Raw genomic sequence first — 19216 nt, 5'->3', positions numbered from 1 at the left:
TCAGTGCACGGCCGATCCCATCGCCTCACTCTGCCGGTTCGCGCCGGACCGGATAGCGCCAGCCGCTGATCGCCGCGAACGGCGAGCGCGCGTAGATCCATTGCAGGCGGGCATCGCCGTCGGCGCGGAAAGCGTCATCGCTGGCGAGCTTGCGTTCGAACTCGGCACGCAGTGCGGCATCGTGTCGCAGCAGGCCTTCGGTGAAGGTCACCAGCTCGGTGCCGTATAAGCCGCTGTCGGGACTGCCGGCAGTGCGGAAGCGTCCGCTGGCGAGCAGCGAGTCGCTGCTGCGCGGTTCGAGCAATGCGGCCGCCAGCATGCGCATCGGTTGATCTGCCGGCACGCGGATGCTCCCGGCCGGGAAAGTTTCTTCCACGCGGTAGGCATGCGGCTGCTGCGTGCCGGCGTCGGTGACGATACGGATCTGCTGCACCAGACGCGTGCGCGGCTGCGACAGACGTTCGTAAGCGATGCCATGCGCCGTGAGCAGGTCCACCACGTCGTCGGTGCCCGGTGGAATCCACCATGCCAGCGGATACTGCACCGCCTGCGTTTGCCGGTATCCGATCACCGGCATCGTCCAGGTTTCGTCGCGGCCTTCCCAGCGCAGCTCCTGGCGACCGGACACCGGCGACAGCGCACGTGTGTAGGTCACGCCCTTGAACGGCACCTGCGCGATCGGCTGCGGCAGGCGTTCCCACGCCACCATCAGCGAATGCGGCCGTGCCGCGCGATCTGCCCGCTTGGCTGCGTCGATGGTGTGCGCATCGCGGCCGACCAACTGCAGCGCTGCTTCCAGCAGCACGTAATCGCCGAGCACACGTTGCCGGTACGACTTCAGATGGTGATTTTCCACCAGCACGGTGGGGATGCCGGCAAAGTCGCCGTAGCCGGTGGAGTAGCGCGGGCCTTCCGGCGCGTAGCGTAGCCCGGAGCGCGGGTCGTCCTTGTCGATCAGGCTGGGATAGATCGCAGGGGAGTGGCCCTGCTTGCGCAGTGCGTCGCTGACGACCGGCGTAAAACGCTGCTGCAACCAGTCGGCGGTGGCGCGCGAGCGCGCATAGGTGCCCCAACCGGCGTAGGTAAAGGTGATGTCGTATTGATGATCCAGCCCGTCGCTGACATGCAGATCCAGATACAGCGCCGGATCGAGCGCGTGCAGCAGCGCCACCATCGCGCGGGTTTCCGGCGCTTCCAGAGCGAGGTAATCGCGATTGAGGTTGATGCCGCGTGTCGTGCTGTTCCAGCCCATCTGCTGCGGGCCGCGCAATGCCGCGCCGATCAGTGGGCCGCGTTGTTCGTGCCCGTCGATGTTGAGGATCGGCACGAAGACAAAATCCACCTCGTCGAGCAGATGGTCCTTGCCATGCTGTGCGATATCCCGCAACAGCATCAGCCCGGCATCCTTGCCGTCGATCTCGCCGCCGTGGATGCCTGCCTGCGCCAACACCACCGGTTTGCCGGGCCTGCCCTTGTGCGCACGGACCAGCAGCAACTCGCGTCCTTCGCCGGTCGTGCCGAACACTTCCAGCGACAACACCGGCGAGGCGGCGACCAGGCGCTCCAGCCATGCGCGTGTCTGCGCATAGCTGGGCGTGCTGGCAAAATCGCTGCGTTCCACCGGCGTGCGCCACGGGTCGCCCGGCGCGGCGATCGCTGCCTCGCTCGCGCCGTGCCATGCGCGTACCGGCGGCAGCAGCGCGGCGGTGTCGATGGGCTGCGCGCCGAGCGGTGTGGCGCTCAACAGCGTTGCGGCCAGCAAGGTGGTGGCAGCGCGTCGGGCGCTGCGCGATGTGCTGCAGGCGTTGGCGTTGTCGGGAGCGTATCGGTGGAACGCATGCAGCGTGTCGTGCGGGAGAACGTGGCGCGTAACGGAAGTCATGTGGGGCGTGAGGATCTCGAATGGGGGCAGTGGTCTGGGCCGATACCGGAGTACAGCGCCGGCGCACCGGGCGCGGATGGATGGGGCACGGATGCGACGGCGGCGCTGAGCACCGGTGCGCAGGGACGGCGTGAGCGCGCATCGGCCCGCAGGGTCGCCACAAGTGCGGAAGTGGATACGTAATAGAATAACATTTGCACGAGGGTGCTTCGGTCGGCACGGCGTAACACCTTGCCGGGAGACAGTCGTTGGGTGTCGTCCATACCTGGTGGTATGGTCATGCTTCCAGAACTCAGCGGACAACAGCGCATGGCCGGCAAGCGGCGGACGATCGACATCTGGAACCGTCTCCAGGACAAGCCCGGTGGCAAGTGGCTGTTTTCGCGGCTGCTGTGCCTGAAGGCACCTTACTTCGGAACGATCGCGCCGCAGTTCGTTGCCCTGCGGCCGGGATTTTGCGAAGTCGCATTGCGCAAGCGCAGGCGCGTTCTGAACCACATCGGCACCGTGCATGCGATCGCCATGTGCAACCTGGCCGAGCTGGCCGGCGGCACGATGACGGAAGTGACGGTTCCGGCCACCCATCGCTGGATTCCGCGCGGCATGCAGGTCGAGTATCTGAAAAAGGCCGAGCGCTCGGTGGTCGCGGTTGCGCAGCCAGTGGTGGCAAACCCCAGCTTCGACCAGGCCGGTGAGTACCAGGTGGACGTGCTGGTCAGCGACGTCGCGGGCACGCTGGTGCTACGCGCACGCATCTCGATGTGGGTGTCGCCGAAAAAGGCCTGACGCAAGCCAGTACGCGCATCGCCACTGCGCCTTGGGCACCGCTGTCTGGCTCACCGGATCCGGGCTGCTTGAGCAATGTGATAACGTATCAATTGGTCATCATCTGCGCCTTCATGTCCAGCAGCGTTCCCACGCCTTGCGCGATCGCAATTTCCGACCTGCATGTGGCCTACCACGGCCGCGCCGTGTTGAAGGGGCTGAGCCTGCACATCGCGCCCGGCAGCGTGTACGCGCTGCTCGGTGGCAACGGCGCGGGCAAATCCTCCACGCTGTCGGCGCTGCTGGGCTTCGTCAAACCTACTTCAGGCAGCGTGCGGGTCGACGCCATCGATCCGGTCGCCGCGCCCGGCAGGGCACGCGCACGATTGGCATATTTGCCGGAAAACGTCGCGCTCTACGAGCATCTGAGCGCGCTGGAAAATGCCGACTACCTGCTTGCGCTGGCCGGGCAGCGCTGCAGCCAGGCCGACATCGGCCACGCCTTCGCCGCTGCAGGGTTGCAGCGCGAGGCATGGAGCCAGCGCCTTGCCGGCTTTTCCAAGGGGATGCGCCAGAAGGTGGCCATTGCCGTGGCGACGCTGCGCCAGGTGCCGGTGCTGCTGCTGGATGAGCCCACCTCCGGACTCGACCCGCGCGCCATTGCCGACTTCAACCAGTTGGTCAACGGCGTGCGCGAGCGCGGCGGCGCGGTGCTGATGGTCACCCACGATCTGCTGGGCGCCGTGGACGTGGCCGACCGGATCGGGTTTCTCGAAGACGGGCGCATCGTCGAAGACATCGGCGCTGGCGACGGCGGCTTCGATGTGCGCAGCCTGCACGCGCGCTTTGCCCGACCGCCCGAGCGCGCCGCATGAGCGTGCATGCATGAGTGCTGTGTGGCTGGTCGCGCGCGAGGAACTGCGCTTCATGGCACGCAGTCGCTCCGCCGCCATCGGCGTGGTGTTGCTGATGCTGCTGACCCTGGCGGCGGCGTTGACCGCCGCGCATCACCAGCGTGAGGTCACCGCGTTCCGTGCGCGCCAGCAACAGGCTGCCCAGCAGGCGTTCGATGCGCAGCCGGACCGTCATCCGCATCGGGTGGTGCATTACGGGCATTTCATCTATCGCCCGTTGCCGGCCCTGGCTGCATTCGATTCGGGCGTGGATGCCTTCACCGGCAACAGCATGTTTCTGGAAGGCCATCGTCAGAACACCGCCAATTTTGGCGATGTCCGTCAGAGCTCGCTGCTGGTGCGTTTCGGTCAACTGACACCGGCCTTCGTGCTGCAGGTGCTGGCACCGCTGATGCTGGTGTTTCTGGGCTATGGCGCCGTGGCCCGCGAACAGGAGACCGGCACGCTGCGCGTGTTGCTGCTGCAGGGCGCCACGCGCCGGCAACTGCTCGGCGGCAAATATCTCGCGCTGGCCGCCGTGGCCGGCGCGTGTCTGTTACCGGCCTTGGTCGGCCTGATACCGATCGCGCTGTCGCCGGGCCAGGCAGTGCTGGTGGCGTTGCTGGTGCTGGCGTATGGCATCTATCTGCTGGTGTGGTGTGGCCTGGTGCTGGTGGTGTCGATGCTGTGCCGGCGCGGCCGCGATGCGTTGCTGGTGTCGCTGGCGTTATGGGTGTGGCTGGCCCTGCTGGTGCCGCGCGTGGCGCCGGATGTGGCCAGTGCGGCGTACCGGCTGCCCACGCGGCTGGAGACCGACGTGGCCATCCAGCGCGATCTGCGCACGCTAGGCGACAGCCACAATCCGGACGACCCGCACTTTGCGCAGTTCAAGCAACAGGTGCTGGCGCGTTACCGCGTGCAACGCGTGGAAGACCTGCCGGTCAATTACAAGGGGCTGCTGGCGCTGGAAGGCGAGCGACTCACTGCCAGCCTGTTCGAGCGCTATGCGGGGCGCGATGCACGCATCCAGCAGCGCCAGAATCTGCTGGTGCGCATGTTTGCCGTGCTGAGCCCGACCGTGGCATTGCGCGAGGTGTCGATGAGCTTGGCAGAAACCGACCTGCGCGCGCACGAACGCTTCCTGGCGCAGGCAGAGCGGTACCGGTACATGCTGGTGCAACGGCTCAACCAGTTGCAGGCCGATGCGGTACGCATGGCCGACGACACCGCGCAGGATGCCGGTGCCGACCAGCGCAAGCGCATCTCTGCGGCGCATTGGCAGCGCATCCCGGTGTTTACCTTTACTCCGGCGTCCAATGCCGAGGTCGTACGCGCGGCAGCTGTGCCGCTGGGTCTGATTGCGGCGTGGATGTTGGCCGCCTGGTGCATGTTGCTGGCCGCCGGGCGGCGCGTGGGAGTGGCACGCTGATGGTGCTGTGGAAATACGAACTGCTGTTGTTGCTACGCGCACGCGCGGCCGTGGCGGGGTTGCTGCTGCTCACCCTGTTGACGGTGTGCAGCCTGGTCTCGGGGCAGCACGTCATCGACGCGCAACGCGCCAACATCGCGCGCATCGCCCCGCTGCAGCAGGAAGACAGTGCGGCCGTGCAAGCCTATGTCGCGCGCTCCAACGATGCCGGCAGCGCGGCGTACTACAGTTTCCACCCGACCTGGGATGCGCCGTCGTCACTGGCTTTTGCCGCAGTGGGGATGCGCGATGTGGCGCCCTACATCCTGCGGATACGCGCGCTGGGCCTGGAGGCGCAAATCTACGATGGCGACAGCTATAACCCCGAGCTGGCGCTGGCCGGACGCTTCGACTACGCCTTCGTGCTGGTGTTCCTGCTGCCGCTGTTCGTGATCGCGTTGCTGTTCGACCTGCGCTCCGGCGAGCGCGAGGCCGGGCGTGCGCGCATGCTGGCCGCGCTACCAGGTGCCGGCACCGCATTGCTGGTGCGGCGCGTGGTGGTGCGCGCGGTTGCGGTGCTGGCCTGTCTGAGCGTGCCGTTCGCGCTGGCCGCAACGTTCAACGCGGTACCGTTGCTGCAGCAACTGGCGGTGCTGGCGCTGACGGGCCTGTATCTGCTGTTCTGGGTGCTGCTGGCAGTGGCGGTGGGCCGCCTCCATTGGCGACCTGCCGCGCATGCCACCACGTTGGCCACCTGTTGGGTGGTGCTGGCACTGGTGGCGCCGGCCCTGGCACATGTGGCGATCAATCAGGCCGTGCCGGTCAATCAGGGCGCCGAGATCGCCCGGCTGCAACGCGAGGCGGTGAACCACGCCTGGGATATTCCGCGCCAGGCCACCATGCAGCGGTTCTACGCGAGCGATCCGCAGTGGGCAGATTCGCCTGCGCTGACCGGTGCGTTTCACTACAAGTGGTATTTCGCCTTCCATGAAAACGGCGATCAGCAGGTCGCCCCGCAGGTGGCGGCCTATCGCCAGGGTTTGCTGCGCCGGGAAAGGTTAGCCTGGCGCGTGGCCAGTGTGTTGCCGCCGGTGGCAGTGCAGGCCGCGCTCACGCGCCTGGCACGCACCGACCTGCAGGCGCAGCTGGCCTATCAGGATCGCATTCGCGCCTATCACCAGGCATTGCGTGCGTTCTACTACGGGTACCTGTTCCGCGACCGGCCGTTTACAGGCGACGACTTCCAGCGTGCGCCACGTTTCGATGCTGCCGCAACGCCGGTGCCGCAGCGCAGCTAAGCGCGGCTGACGAAACGACTGCACCCACCATCGGGCGGGTGCAGCCGCTGCTCGGCGCGGCGTGCCTCACTGGTACGCTCTGGTTCCGAACGCACCGCCCACACCGAGCCGAGGACGGCGCACCATGCTCAGCCGCTCTGTGAGGTCGCTGCGATGTCTGCATGCGTTGTGCGTTGCGTAACGATGCGGTTGGTTCCGGTCTTTCGATCGGCCGGCGTCTCTATCAGCCGTACACGTCGAAGGGTCAGCGCATCGAGCAACAGCTTCTGGCGCTGAGTCATATGCATCGCATGACGCGCTGCGGTCGCAAGTATCGCCTGCACCGACTGCTACGCGGGCGCAATCACCCAATGCCACGCCGCTTCGATGTGCCGCTACGGCTGCGCTTCTTGCCGGCGGCCAGCGGTGCGGCCGTTTCGTCGGCCAGTACGCCGCCGTGCTGCATCTGCTCCAGCCACGACAACGCATCGACATAGCCGAGGAAGTGCTGCAGATAGCCGGGCGAGCGCTCGCGCATCAAGGAGATGCAGCGATGCACCAGCACGCTGGAATTGAGTGGCCCGGCATCCTTGGGCGCGTCCTGCAGCGACTGACGCACCTGGCTGGCGGTGCGTACGGTGGTCCAGGTACGACGAAAATCGTCAAGCGCCGGCAGCTCCGGAAACAGCTGCGTATCGGCGGCCGCGGTCTTTCTGCTGTCCACTTCCATCAGCGCGGCGTGGCCTGCCAGCTGATCGGTCAGGGCGCCGAGCGGGCTGCGCTGCACTGCGGGCGATGCGACGCCGGCACGCGTACCACGCGCAGTTTTCTTGATGGTGGCCGCATACGCATCGACCAGGCCGGCAAGCTTTTCTTCCAGCACCGCACGTACCGCGTCGGCCTGCGTTTCGGCACGCGTCGCCAGCGTCTGCATCAGATGGAAGCGCACCGGGTCCAGCCGGTCGGCGCCCTGGCTGCGCCAACGCTCCAGGCGCGCGCGTGCGGAAGCCGGGGTGCTCATCGTGTGGCGGCGGCCTGCGCGGGGGCCGTGTGCTGCGCGCCGGACGGACGTGCGATCGGTGCGATTTCCACCCGGCGATTCTTGGCGCGGCGCGCCTCGTCAGCGTTGGAATCCACCGGTTGCTGCGAGCCGAACGCCGCAGCGAACACCGATGCGGCCGGCACGCCCTCGGCGATCAGCGCGCGGGTCACGGTGAGCGCGCGCTGCGCGGACAGCTCCCAGTTGTCGGCATAACGGCGGTTGCCGCCCAGCACCGGGCGGTCGTCGGTAAACCCGCTGACCATCAGCAGTTCCTCGCGCGCGCTCAGGTACTGCGCCAAAGGCGCAGCAAGCGACTTCAACACCTCGCGTCCTTCCGGCTGCAGCTCATCGGAATTGAATGCAAACAGCACGTTGCCGCGAATGCCGATGCGGCCATCGACCAACGTCACGCGGCCGGCAGCCAGCGGTGCGGCCAGCGCCTGTTCCAGCGTCTTGCGGCGCTGCGCCTCTGCCTGGCGTTGTTTGACCTCCTGATCCAGACGGCTGGACAGCTGCAGCTGCACGCCGATCACCCCGACCAGGATCAGCACGAATGCGCCCAGCAGCACCGACATCAGGTCGCCGAATGCGGCCCAGATCGGCGTGCCCGATTCGCCGTCGCTTTCGATCTCGTCGCTCATGCCGGCTCCGCTGCGCCAGCATCGCGACGCTGGCCATCGAGCTGACGCAGTTCTTCGATGATCTGCTTCTGCGACAGCATGCTGAGGTCGACCACCTCACGCGCCTGCGCCACGTAATACGCCAGCTGGTCGTCGCTGCGTGCCAGCGACGCATCCAGCGCGGTGGCCACGTGTTGCAGGCGTTCGTTGAGCTCGCCGGTGGAGGTGCTGAACATCTGCACCGCCATGCCGAAGGCTTCGCCCAGGCTGGCCACTTCCACCGCGCTGCCGCTGACGTGCGCGGCCACCGCGCCGAGCTTGCCGGTTTCGCTGCCGATCTGTTCGGTGAGCTGGCTGCCCACACGTTGCAGCAGGTCCGCCGAGGTGGTGACCAGTGCGTCGACGGCTTGGCGTTGTTCGGTGGAGGCGTGATTGACCGCGTTGAGCAAGGTATCCAGCGTGGCCAGCAGGCGGCTGCGTTCTTCCAGCATGGCGGTGTCGCGCACCATGCTTTCGGACAGGTTCTGGCGCAGCTCGGCCACCACATCGGCCGCGGCCTTGGGAGCTTCGGAGGCGATCTGCATCAGGCGCGAGATCTCGGCAATCGTGGCGCTGGTCTGCGCCTGTGCCTGGGTGGACAGTTCGCCGGCCGTCGTGGCCAGGGTGTCGCAGATTGCCTGTTGTTGCCGGGTGACGCGTTCGCCGGTCTGTTCCCATTGCGCGGCCAAGGTGGCGCTCATCGCGGCAAAGCGCTCGCTCCACAGGGCAAGACGCTGTGCATCGCGCGCTTCCAGTGCGGCCTGCAGCTCGGCATGCGATTGCCGCAGGGTGTCGACCAGGCCTGCGGCATGCGTGTCGAAGCTGGCGGTTGCCGCGGCCAGCGCATCCTGGTGCTGGGTGGCCAACGCGGCGCTGGCGTGTTGCTGCTGTGCGAGCGCGTCGCTCCAGGCAGTGGCGGTTTCGCTGCTGGATTGCTCCATGCGCCTGGACACCGCATCCACCAGCGCGTTGGAGCGCGCATCGAAGGTGCTGGCGAACTGCGTCAGTGCGTTCTGCAGGTCGTGGGTGAGGGTATGGTTGGCGCGTTGCTGTTCGGCCACCGCAGCGGTCCAGCTGGCGGCGGTGGCGGCGGTGCTGGCCTCCAATCCGCTGGTCACCCCGTCCAGCTGCTGTTGCACGGCCTCTTGCACGCCGTGCTGCAAGGCGGTGGTCTGCTGGGCCAGCTGTTCCAGCGTGGCATGCAACTGCGTGCCGAGCGAGTGGGTGGCGCGTTGTTGTTCGGCAAGCACCGATGCCCAGGTCTCGGCGTTGGCGGCGGTGCTGCGCGCAAAGCCGTCATCCAGTGCATGCAATTGCTGCTGCACGGCGGTGCCGACGCTGTCCTGCAGGGCGCTGCTGCGTTGCTCGACCTGCGCCAGCATGGCCTGTATCTGCTCGCTGAGCGCCTGCTGCGCGCGCTCCTGTGCGGCCAGCGCCGCCTGCCAGTGCTCGGCCGCAAGGCGTGCGCTGTCCTTGAAGCCGGCGTCGAGCCCATGCAGTTGCTGCTGCACCGCGGTGCTCACGCGCTCCTGCAATCCAGCGGTGTGCTGGGCGATCTGCTCCAGCGTGGTTTGCAGCTGCGTGCTGAGCGCCTGCTGTGCGTGTTCCTGCGCGGTGAGCGCGGTGGTCCATTGTTGCGCGGCGCTGCTGGCACTGCGATCGAACCCGCTGCTGATGCCGTCCAGCTGCTGCTGCAGGGCCTGGGTGAGCTGTGTGTGCAGCGCGGCGGTGTCGCGCGCGATGCTGGCCATGGTGGCCTCCATCGCAGGCTGCAACGCCGCGCCAACCGCGCGCGCACTCTCTGCGACGCCGGCCTGAAGCGATTGCTCCATCGAGGTGGCCAGCCGCGCATACGCCGCTTCGGTCCTGGCGTGGAACTCGGCTTGCTGCGTGGCCAGACGTGCGTCGGCGGCGATGCTCTGCTGCTCGATGCTGCCCATCAAGGCCTGCAGGCGATCGATCAGCGCCGGCATCAATGTGCTTTGTTGCTGCTGCAGCTTGAACGCCTCGCTGCGTTGGTGCGCATCCGAGTGCGTGTGCAACTCGGATGCGATCTTCAGATCCAGCCGCTGCACGGCCTGCAGCCGTTCGCGGCGGCACAGCGCCGACAACAGGCCCAGCATGGCCGAGGTGGCGACGCCGGCGATGGAGGTGCCGAAGGCGAATGCCAGCCCTTCCACCGGTGCGGCCAGCGAACCGCGAATGGCCTGCAGGTCGGTGGCGCTCTGCAGCGCAAACCCGGTGCCCTTGAGCGTGGCCATCATGCCGAGCAGGGTGCCGAGCATGCCCAGCAGCACCAGCAGACCGACCAGATACGGCGTCAGCACAGGGGCCGGCAGCGCCACACGCGCACCCTGGATGCGCAGACGCACCGCATTGCGCAGGCTCGGGTGCAACTGCTCCAGCCACGCGTCCAGTGCCGATGGCGCAGCGGTGAGCCCGGTCACTGCGCTGTCCAGGGTGGCGCTGGCCTGGCGGTAGCGATACAGCTCCAGCGCACCGGCGAGGTAACACGCGCCGATCACCGCTGAGACGCACGCGCCCAGCGGGTTGTTGCCCAGATAGCCGAACCCGACCCAGCAAACCGCCAACAGGCCGACGAGAAACACACACACGTGTACAAGAGTTTTGAACATGACGTCCCAGTTAGCGGGTACGAAGCGCTGCAAGCAGGCCTTCGATCGGGTGAAAACGAACATCCAGTTCGGCGAGCAACACGCTCTGCATGTCTTTGCGAAATACATCCAGCCAACCATCGGACACCGCGCGCGGCGCGATCTCCTGCTCGGTTGGCGCGCCGTGCGCGTACGCGGCCTCGCGCAGGCGTTCGAAATGCGTGCCCAGCAGGCCTGGCACGGTGTTCAACAAGCTTTGCTCGCGTGGGCTCAGGGTCAGCTCCATCACTGCATCCACTTCGGCCAGCCGTGCCATGTCGCCGGACGCCAGCGTCAGCAGGTCGCGCAGCCGCCCGCGCAGATCGCCGGTGGCAGTGCGCATGGCACGCTGCATCGCCAGGTAATGCTGCCGAAACGGTGCGTAGTCGGGCACCGGCGGCGCTGCATCCGTGTCGGTGGCGTCACCTGCCTGACTGCGCAGCCGCGCGACCAGCGCATCCAGATCGGCCACGCTGCTGGTCGCCAGGCCGGCGCGCACGCGGGCGCAGGCTTCGGCATCGAGCGGACGCGGTTCTGGAAGGTCGTCGATGTCGGGCAACTTGCCATCCAGCGCCTTGGACACGGCCACCGCGCGTGTCCAGTCGATCCACTGGCTCAGCCGGTCGGCCAGCGCATGGTTGGACTGGGCGACGCGGACATCGCTGAGGCGTGCGAGCAGGCGAATGAACGCCGGGCCCGAGAGGGGCGCCCGTGGAGCAGACTTCGCCATTGTTCCGGTCAAAGACCGCGCATTTTACACGGGAATGACAGCGGGTCTGCCGGTGCGGCGGGGCGGGCGCTGCGGTGGCTGGTGACGTTCATGGTGGGGCGGGACTGGTGGAGCCTAGGGCAGTCGGGGGCGGGACGGTTGGCGAGCCGGAGCGTCGGCAGCGAGGCGGCCCGCGGCAAGGTCGCGCAGGTGCGGCAAGCAGGTGCGGCAAGCAGGTGCGGCAAGGTGAATCGCCCGCGGTGCCTGCGCTTGCGCCGATTCGTGAGCAGGTTTCATGAGCGCATGCCGCCTGCATGGCATCGCACGGCACCGGGGTTTGCTACAACCGATACGCACCGCCGGCATGGGCGATCGCCGGGGCCGGGTCTGGCGTCACGGCCGAGATGCCCCGAGACGCGCCGTTCGCCCGCATTCTTCGAGGAGGCATCCGCATGAAGTTCGACACCCCCGCAGGCAGCAACCCCAGCGACCGACTCAAGGTGCTTGGCCAGCCGGTCGACCGCGTGGACGGGCCGCTCAAGGTGACCGGGCAGGCGCGCTACGCATACGAATGGCACGACCAGCCCGGGCAGATGGCGTATGGCTATCTAGTCGGAGCGGCGATCGGCAAGGGCCGCATCACCGCGCTGGATACCGCCGCCGCCCTGGCGGCAGCCGGGGTGATCGCCGTGCTCACCTACCAGAACGTGCCCACGCTGGGCACCGGCGAGTTCTATGTGCAGCGGTTTCTGGCCGCGCCGCAGGTGGACCACTACCACCAGGCGGTGGCAGTGGTGGTGGCAGAGACCTTCGAGCAGGCCCGTGCCGGCGCGGCGCTGGTGCGGGTGCGCTATGCGCGCGAGCGTGGGCAGTACGACCTGGCCGCCCAGCAGGCCAGCGCTCCGGTGGCGCCGCAGGCCCCGTTCGGTGGACCGCCACAGACTGCGCAAGGCGATTTCGCCGCCGCCTATGCCGCCGCACCGTTCACCGTGGATGCCACTTACCGCACCCCCGACCAGGCGCACGCGATGCTGGAGCCGCACGCCACCATCGCGCGCTGGGAAGGCGATCACCTGATCTGCCACACCGCCATCCAGCAGATGAACTGGGGCACACGCGACCTGGGCAAGGCGCTCGGCGTGCCGAAGGAGCGTATCCGGCTGCTGTCGCCGTTCATTGGCGGCGGCTTCGGCGGCAAGGGCACCGCGCAGGCGGACCTGGTGCTGGCTGCGCTGGCCGCACGCATCACCGCGCGACCGGTCAAGCTGGCCCTGCAGCGCCCGTTGATGTTCAACAGCACCATCCACCGGCCCGCCACCATCCAGCGCCTGCGCCTGGGGGCCACGGCCGACGGGCGGCTGACCGCGATCGGCCATGAGAGCTGGTCGGGCAATCTGCGTGGCGGTCGCAGCGAGCCGACCACCTTGTCCACCCGCGCGCTGTATGCCGGTGCCAACCGGATGACCTGCGTGCGGTTGGCAGTGCTGGATCTGGCCGAAGGCAACGCCATGCGCGCGCCCGGCGAAGCGCCGGGGATGATGGCGCTGGAAGTGGCCATGGACGAACTGGCCGAACGCCTGGGCATGGACCCGGTGCAGCTGCGCATCGTCAACGACACCCAGGTGGACCCGGAACAACCGCAGCGCCGGTTCTCCACGCGGCCGTTCGTGGCCTGCCTGCGCAGCGGCGCGCAACGCTTCGGTTGGTCGCAACGTAATCCCGTCCCGGCCAGCGTGCGCGACGGGCGTTGGCTGATCGGCATGGGCATGGCCAGCGCCATTCGCGGCGCGCCGATTGCCAAGGCCGGTGCGCGTGCGCGGCTGGACCGCACCGGCACGCTGACGATCGAAACCGACATGACCGATATCGGTACCGGCAGCTACACCATCGTGGCGCAGACCGCGGCCGAACTGCTCGGTGTGCCGCTGCAGCAGGTGGTGGTGCGGCTGGGCGATTCCAGCTTTCCGCAGACGCCCGGCTCGGGCGGGCAGCAGGGCGCCGCCTCGGTGACCGCCGGCGTGTATGCCGCCTGCATGCAGCTGCGCGAGGCGGTGGCGCAGCGCCTGGGTATTGCCGCCGACCAGGCCCGCTTTGCCGATGGGATGGTGCAGGTGGGCGCGCGCGCCATTCCGCTGGCGCAGGCGGCCGAGCACGGCGAGCTGGTGGCCGAGGACGCCATGGAGTACGGCACGCTCAAGCAGCGCTACGCGCAGCAGACCTTCGGCGCGCACTTTGCGCAGGTGGCGGTAGACGCCGATACCGGAGAAATTCGCGTGCGCCGGTTGCTGGCGGTCTGCGCGGCCGGGCGCATCCTCAACCCCAAGACCGCGCGCAGTCAGGTGATCGGCGGCATGGTGATGGGCGTGGGTGCGGCGTTGATGGAAGAGATGGCGGTGGACACGCGGCTGGGCCTGTTCGTCAATCACGATCTGGCCGGGTACGAGGTGCCGGTGCATGCGGATATCCCGCACCTGGAAGCGCATTTCATCGACGAGGTGGACCCCACCATGTCGCCGCTGAAGGCCAAGGGCGTGGGCGAGCTGGGGTTGACCGGCGTGGCGCCGGCGCTGGCCAATGCGGTCTACAACGCCACCGGCATCCGCGTGCGCGACTATCCGATCACCCTGGACAAGCTGCTGGCGCGGCTGCCACGCAGGGCGGTGTAGGCGCCGGAAACGCCGGCGGTACGGCCCGGGCCATTGCGTCCAGCGGGGCCAGCGACGTCGGCAAGCGGGTCGCATGCCGGGCTGACGATGCTGGTGATGGATCAGGCTGCGGCCAATGCGTCCATGCGGCAGAGGGTGTGCGTGCGTCGTGGGCGCAGCTGACATTGATCGGCAGTTTCCGTATCGACACCCATGCAGTCCGGCCAACGCCAGATCGGATGGCATACGCGCCTCTGACAGCACGCCGATGGTCGCGCGCTGCCGAGCGCGACCAGAAGAGGGCGCGGTGCAGCGATATCTGCAGTACAAGACAGCGGTAGTCGAATGGCCCGGATGCGTTGGGCGCACCGATCCAACTGCTTGTGCGGGCGGCTCTCTAACCAGTTCAGGTGACCGGCCGCTGTCGCCGAATCGCCGCTGTTCTGTAAGGTGAACGGGTATAAGCTGCCCGCCGGGAAAATCCCCAACGAGGAACGCGATGGACCACTCCGACATGCAAGTGTCCGATCTGCTGGTCTTGGAGCTGCAAGGGTTCCACGATGCCTACGGCAGTGGACCGGACTTCTGGGACGCCTACCAGCGCATCATGGGCGTGGCGGCTCAGGCCGGCGGCAACCTGATCAATCTGGCCAACGAAATGGCCTCGCTGGCACAGGGATTGGGCGCAATCGATCGCGCGCAGCTGCTGTAACCGCCTTGCGCAGTCTGTGCTGGCATGCGGCTGCCGCGCGCTGCGTTCCACGTCGCCGTCGCATGCGCGAGGACTGCGCGCTCACCCAATCTTTCTGGTGTTTTCACGCACATCTGCTGCGCGCACTTTACGGTTGGCGCATCGATGGCACGGCGTGATCTTCGCCGATCAAGCAGTGTCGGTCGGGGCGCTATCGCAATGCGCTGGGCAGTGGGGATGCGAGGCACCTGCGTTGCCCGCCATTGCAGCGGCGCCCCCAACCCCGTGCCGGATGCGTTGATCCGGCACCTCGTTGAGGAGCTAGGTGTGAGCGAAACAGTCGAAGGCGTGCGTGTGCATCTGATCGGTGGCCCGCACGATGGGCAGATGCTGTGTGGCACGTCATTGCCTGGCGTGATGCTGCCGGCGGGGTATCGCATGACGCCCTGGCCGGGCGGCCAATCCGGCATTCACTGGCACCGTGAGCTCAACCTGGCGTGCGTGTATGGGTCGCTGGCGGCCGATGCGCTGTGTGCCGCGCTGGGTGCGCAATGGCGTGCCTATCTGGCGACACGTCGGCAGCAAGCGGCAACCGGCGAGGGCGGTGATGTGCACGACGGCTGCGCCCAAGCGGCGCTTGCCTGACGCGGTACATGCGGTCGAATCGCGATGTCCTGCGTCAGTGGACCCATGCGATCAACTTCTGGCGCGTGGCACGGCACAGCGGATGGCCATCGATCGATTGCGCGCAGCGGGCAACGCGAACTACGCAGGAGGCGGGCGATGCATGAGGTCAGAAGTGGCCTGATGCCGCTCGCAACGCGGCTGCCGCATTCAGGGCAAACGCAAGCGCAGGCTGAGAGCCCGGCGCGCGTGCCAGCAGCGGTTTACTCCGCGACGTCGGGCGCCTTGGCGGGCGTCACCAGGGCAGTGTCGGGCGCACCGCGTTTCTTGTCGCGACGCAGCGGTGTATCGCCCAGGCGTTCGATCGCGCCACCGGATTGCTGAAACGCTTCCAGGTCGGCAGCCAGGCGCTGTTCGGACAAGCGCGGCTTGCCTGGTTGATTGCTGACGGTCATCGACTGGCGGCGGGAGTTATTCATCGCGAATCCTCATGCGTTGTAGAGCGTCAAGGGGATGCCCCGCCGGCGTTGATCGTCGTAGGTGGCACGCACGTCGCGGCAATACGGCCCGGACATGACGAAACGCCGACAAATCGCCGGACGCGTTTCATAGATCGAGCAGCACATGCGTGCCGAATCGAGGGCCACGCACCAGCCTTCCTCGTCGCGCGCCATCACGTGCCAGCCTTGCGGCGTCACGCTGGTGAGGTGCTGGGGGATGCGGTCGGATGGATCGACCATGACGGTGAGCCGGCAACAGACGGCGTCGCAGCGTTCGCAGAGAGTCTTGATGGAAAAGGCCAGATGGGAGTGAAGGCGACACCGGTCTCCGGCCGCAACCCCACCATACACCCTGCGCGCGCGCGGATGTGAACCGGCGCCCGCAGGCCCTGTCCCGATCACGTGCAGTGGCAATTGCAGGCGGCGTCATGGCATGGCCGGCATGTCTGCCGACAGCAATGCCCCTGCCCAGCTCGGAGCAACGCACGGATGCGCCGGGAGCGCGGGAGGCCTGCGTCCCGGGCGATGCAGCTTGATCGATACAGGAGCCTCACCGTGGCGGCCTGTGTCGCAAGGCTCGCTGAGCGCCTGCCTGCAGACACGGCCACGCTGCGTTGCCTTTGTCGCGCTGGCGCGAAGACGGGTTTCACCTCCGCCATCGATGGCGCGCCGTAGCGTGGCGATGTCAGTCGCACGCATCAGGAGCACCGCCATGAATACGTCCAAGCCCATGCACGAGCAGGTTGCAGGTCACGACCAGGAGCACCGCGACAAGCAGAAGCAGGACGCGCTACAGGACGAGGCGGTGGAAGAAACCTTCCCCGCCAGCGATCCGGTGTCGCCATTCGTGCCAGCCAAACCGCTCGACTGAGTGTGGCGATGAACGCTTGGCCACGATAAAGCAACAAGGCCCGGTCGATAGCCGGGCCTTGTTGATCACCCTCGTGGGATGCGACGGTTACGGCGTCAATACGACCTTGCGGCAGTCGTCCTGCTTCTTGTCGAACAATGCGTAGCCCTGCGCTGCATCGGCCAGCGGCATTCGGTGCGAAATGATGGCATTGGGCTTGAGTTCGCCATTGCCGATGCGCTCCAGCAGATACGGCATGTGTTTTTGCACATGCGTCTGACCCATCTTGAAGCTCAGCCCCTTGTCGAAGGCATCGCCCAGCATAAACGCATGGATAAAGCCGGCATACACGCCCGGCACGCTGACCACACCGCAGCGCCGCGTGGCGGCGATGCACTGGCGAATGGCCACACCGCTGCTGCCTTCCAGCTTGAGGTTGGTGAGTGCGGTTTCGATCGCGCTGCCTTCGGCCTCGAAGCCCACCGCCTCGATGCTGGCATCCACGCCGCGGCCGTCGGTCTGCGAGACGATTACATCGGCCGGGTCGTCGATCTCATCGAAATTGATCGGAATCACACCATAGGTCCTGGATGCGAAGTCGAGACGGTACGCATGCCGGTCGACCATGAAGATGCGTTCTGCGCCCAGCATGCGGCAGCATGCCGCGGCCATCAGACCCACCGGGCCGGCGCCGAAGATCGCTACGGTGGAACCCTGCTTGACGCCGGCATCGATCACCGCCTGGTACCCGGTAGGCAGGATGTCGGACAGGAACAGCACCTGTTCGTCATGCAGCGCGTCCGGCACCACCAGCGGCCCGACGTTGGCCTTGGGCACGCGAACAAATTCGGCCTGTCCGCCGGACAGGCCGCCATAGAGATGGCTGAAACCAAACAGGGCCGCCGGCGGACGCATGTCCTTGTGGTTCAGCGCAGCGCCCTTGCCGGTGTTGGTGGTCTCGCATGCAGAAAATTCCTGGAGCATGCAATGGAAGCAACGCCCGCATGCCACCACGAACGGAATCACCACGCGGTCGCCCGGCTTGACCGCCGTCACGTCCGGGCCAACCTCTTCGACGATGCCCATGAACTCATGGCCGAGAATATCGCCCTGACGCAGGTCCGGAATCTTGCCGCGATACAGATGTAGATCCGAACCACAGATGGCGGTGGCAGTAACGCGCAGGATCAGGTCGTCGCGTTCGACCAGGAGCGGGTCCGGCACAGTTTCGACCCGCACATCGCGTGAGCCGTGGTAATTGAGGGCAAGCATGTCGATCTCCTGAAGGCCGGCGGTCTGCGGCAACGCAGCGCAGTGTTTGCATCGGCGCGTTAAGCCAGTCAGCACGGTGCGTGCGTGCGGCGTGCACGCGCTCGGCCCACGACACCGCGTTGATGCGCATGTCACGTGTGGATAACCCCTGCGCTCGCACGCTCACTCCACGCGCAGCGCCTTGCATGCGGTCAGATGCGGTGATGCAACCTCGACAATCGACGATCGCCATGTGCGATCACGCAGGAGACAGGCATGGGACTTTTCAAGATGGTGACCGCAGGCGCGGTGGGTTATGTGGCGTACAAGGCCTGGCAGCGCAGTCAAGGCTCGGCAGGCGAGACGCAGCCCGTTCGGGGCGCGCTGCAGGACCGCCAGAGCGCGGAGGCCGCCATCGGTAGCACACCACCGCATGGCGACCCACTACGCGATAGCAGTGGTGGTACGCGCGATCGCAAGCAGTCGCTTGGAGCCCTGGCCATTTTCAACGAGCAGGAACGCACGCTGGCGCAACTGGCCGTTGTCAAAGGCGTCGACGGCGAGTTGTTGGCTTTTGCCCGTAAGATGGACGAGGCGCATAGCGCGGCATTGACCGACCTCAGCCGGTTCGCACCGGACCGCAGCGGACCGCTGGGGCAGGCCGCATTTGCGCGTTCGAAGAGCGCACGCGACCAGCTGGAAGCGTTGCATGGGCAGGCATTCGAAAAGCAGTACCTGCAAACTGCCGTGCGTAGCCATGAGCAGGCCCTGGCGCTGTTGGACACGCAATTGCGTAGCGAGCCGGGATCCAGCGACCTGGGCAAGGAGCTGCAGCGAACGCGCGACACGATTGCCGAGCATCTGGACCACGCCAAGGCGCTCAGCGCGAAGCAGACCCAGCCGCACTAAGGTCGGCGCACAAACGGCCGTGCGGTTGCCAGGATGGGTGTGATTATTGCTCAAGGCTGTATCTGCCATGTCGTGCACGCTGATTCCGGCGTGCCGATCCCGGACGTGCCTTCCACGCTTGCCTGACAGCTGCTGGCGACGATGCCTCGGCCGCTCCCAAGCCGGCATTATCGTGATACCAATCGACGCTTGAGGATGGTGGTTGGAACGACAGGAAACAGGTTTCCTGGATACGACAAGCGCAGTCGAAGTCATCATCGCGTAGCACAGACAGGACAGGTAGCGAAAGCTACCTGTCTTTTTGCTTGAGATATGGCATTGGTTGCAGCGGGGCGCGCAACTGTGCACTGCAGCGATCTGCCCGACCGCCACAGTGCAGTCGTATGGGGGATTGCACTGCCAAGCGAAACCGCTCGCCTCGTCCACCACCTGCATGTGCCGGGATGGTTCGAAGCAA

17 protein-coding genes are annotated in these 19216 nt (G+C 66.8%); 9 read left to right on the top strand and 8 right to left on the bottom strand.

All coding sequences use genetic code 11. The annotated features are described in order from the left end of the window. Positions 1-25 precede the first annotated feature (25 nt). Positions 26-1882, bottom strand: a complete 1857-nt coding sequence (locus tag FHY19_RS07160; RefSeq protein ID WP_259163256.1) for a M14 family metallopeptidase — start codon at positions 1880-1882, stop codon at positions 26-28. A gap of 309 nt (positions 1883-2191) precedes the next feature. Here FHY19_RS07160 and FHY19_RS07155 point away from each other — a divergent pair, with 309 nt between their 5' ends. The 4 genes from FHY19_RS07155 to FHY19_RS07140 all read left to right on the top strand — a co-directional run bounded on the left by FHY19_RS07155 (position 2192) and on the right by FHY19_RS07140 (position 6246). Beyond that, positions 2192-2668 (top strand): hotdog fold domain-containing protein, encoded by a 477-nt coding sequence (locus tag FHY19_RS07155; RefSeq protein ID WP_259164096.1) that lies wholly within the window; start codon positions 2192-2194, stop codon positions 2666-2668. A gap of 113 nt (positions 2669-2781) precedes the next feature. Further along, positions 2782-3522 carry an ATP-binding cassette domain-containing protein gene (locus tag FHY19_RS07150; protein WP_259164094.1) on the top strand — a complete coding sequence of 247 codons (741 nt, stop codon included), beginning with the start codon at positions 2782-2784 and terminating at the stop codon, positions 3520-3522. 10 nt (positions 3523-3532) lie between these two features. Continuing rightward, positions 3533-4969, top strand: a complete 1437-nt coding sequence (locus FHY19_RS07145) for a DUF3526 domain-containing protein (protein ID WP_259163255.1) — start codon at positions 3533-3535, stop codon at positions 4967-4969. Further along, entirely contained in the window at positions 4969-6246 is a 1278-nt protein-coding gene (locus tag FHY19_RS07140) for a DUF3526 domain-containing protein (protein ID WP_259163254.1), read from the top strand. Before FHY19_RS07145 ends, FHY19_RS07140 begins: the two co-directional genes overlap by 1 nt. A 343-nt stretch (positions 6247-6589) precedes the next feature. Here FHY19_RS07140 and FHY19_RS07135 read toward each other — a convergent pair whose 3' ends face one another. Genes FHY19_RS07135 through FHY19_RS07120 form a run of 4 tightly spaced genes read right to left on the bottom strand, consistent with a single transcriptional unit; the run spans position 6590 to position 11310 of the window. Further along, on the bottom strand, positions 6590-7246 hold the full coding sequence (locus tag FHY19_RS07135; protein ID WP_259163243.1) for a DUF2894 domain-containing protein: 657 nt from the start codon (positions 7244-7246) through the stop codon (positions 6590-6592). Then, complete coding sequence (locus FHY19_RS07130; protein ID WP_259163241.1) at positions 7243-7908, bottom strand: OmpA family protein; 666 nt, start codon at positions 7906-7908, stop codon at positions 7243-7245. Before FHY19_RS07130 ends, FHY19_RS07135 begins: the two co-directional genes overlap by 4 nt. Further along, positions 7905-10562, bottom strand: coding sequence for a DUF802 domain-containing protein (locus FHY19_RS07125; RefSeq protein WP_259163239.1), 2658 nt, complete (start codon positions 10560-10562; stop codon positions 7905-7907). Before FHY19_RS07125 ends, FHY19_RS07130 begins: the two co-directional genes overlap by 4 nt. 10 nt (positions 10563-10572) lie before the next feature. Beyond that, on the bottom strand, positions 10573-11310 hold the full coding sequence (locus FHY19_RS07120; protein ID WP_259163238.1) for a DUF3348 domain-containing protein: 738 nt from the start codon (positions 11308-11310) through the stop codon (positions 10573-10575). Positions 11311-11741: 431 nt separating this feature from the next. On the opposite strand from FHY19_RS07120, the gene paoC reads away from it, so the two are divergent. From paoC to FHY19_RS07105, 3 genes are all read left to right on the top strand, one after another. Beyond that, the gene (gene paoC, locus FHY19_RS07115) at positions 11742-13955 is read left to right on the top strand and encodes an aldehyde oxidoreductase molybdenum-binding subunit PaoC (protein WP_259163237.1); all 2214 of its coding nucleotides are present in this window, start codon (positions 11742-11744) and stop codon (positions 13953-13955) included. A gap of 478 nt (positions 13956-14433) precedes the next feature. Continuing rightward, complete coding sequence (locus FHY19_RS07110) at positions 14434-14646, top strand: hypothetical protein (protein ID WP_259163236.1); 213 nt, start codon at positions 14434-14436, stop codon at positions 14644-14646. A 306-nt stretch (positions 14647-14952) separates the two neighbouring features. Next, positions 14953-15270 carry a hypothetical protein gene (locus FHY19_RS07105; protein ID WP_259156778.1) on the top strand — a complete coding sequence of 106 codons (318 nt, stop codon included), beginning with the start codon at positions 14953-14955 and terminating at the stop codon, positions 15268-15270. A gap of 242 nt (positions 15271-15512) precedes the next feature. Here the strand turns inward: FHY19_RS07105 and FHY19_RS07100 are convergent, their stop codons facing one another. Further along, positions 15513-15728, bottom strand: coding sequence for a hypothetical protein (locus FHY19_RS07100; RefSeq protein WP_259163234.1), 216 nt, complete (start codon positions 15726-15728; stop codon positions 15513-15515). Between the two features lie 9 nt (positions 15729-15737). Continuing rightward, complete coding sequence (locus FHY19_RS07095; protein WP_046965021.1) at positions 15738-15989, bottom strand: YkgJ family cysteine cluster protein; 252 nt, start codon at positions 15987-15989, stop codon at positions 15738-15740. 472 nt (positions 15990-16461) lie between these two features. On the opposite strand from FHY19_RS07095, the gene FHY19_RS07090 reads away from it, so the two are divergent. Then, positions 16462-16620 (top strand): hypothetical protein, encoded by a 159-nt coding sequence (locus FHY19_RS07090; protein ID WP_259163231.1) that lies wholly within the window; start codon positions 16462-16464, stop codon positions 16618-16620. A gap of 87 nt (positions 16621-16707) precedes the next feature. Here FHY19_RS07090 and FHY19_RS07085 read toward each other — a convergent pair whose 3' ends face one another. After that, entirely contained in the window at positions 16708-17871 is a 1164-nt protein-coding gene (locus FHY19_RS07085) for a zinc-dependent alcohol dehydrogenase (protein WP_259156775.1), read from the bottom strand. Positions 17872-18126: 255 nt separating this feature from the next. On the opposite strand from FHY19_RS07085, the gene FHY19_RS07080 reads away from it, so the two are divergent. Further along, positions 18127-18759 carry a DUF4142 domain-containing protein gene (locus tag FHY19_RS07080; RefSeq protein ID WP_259163222.1) on the top strand — a complete coding sequence of 211 codons (633 nt, stop codon included), beginning with the start codon at positions 18127-18129 and terminating at the stop codon, positions 18757-18759. The last annotated feature ends 457 nt before the right edge of the window (positions 18760-19216 follow it).

The sequence above is a fragment of the Xanthomonas sp. 4461 genome (genome assembly GCF_024806475.1).
Taxonomy (GTDB): Bacteria; Pseudomonadota; Gammaproteobacteria; order Xanthomonadales; family Xanthomonadaceae; genus Xanthomonas; species Xanthomonas arboricola_F.
This window is presented reverse-complemented; position numbering and strand designations above follow the sequence as displayed.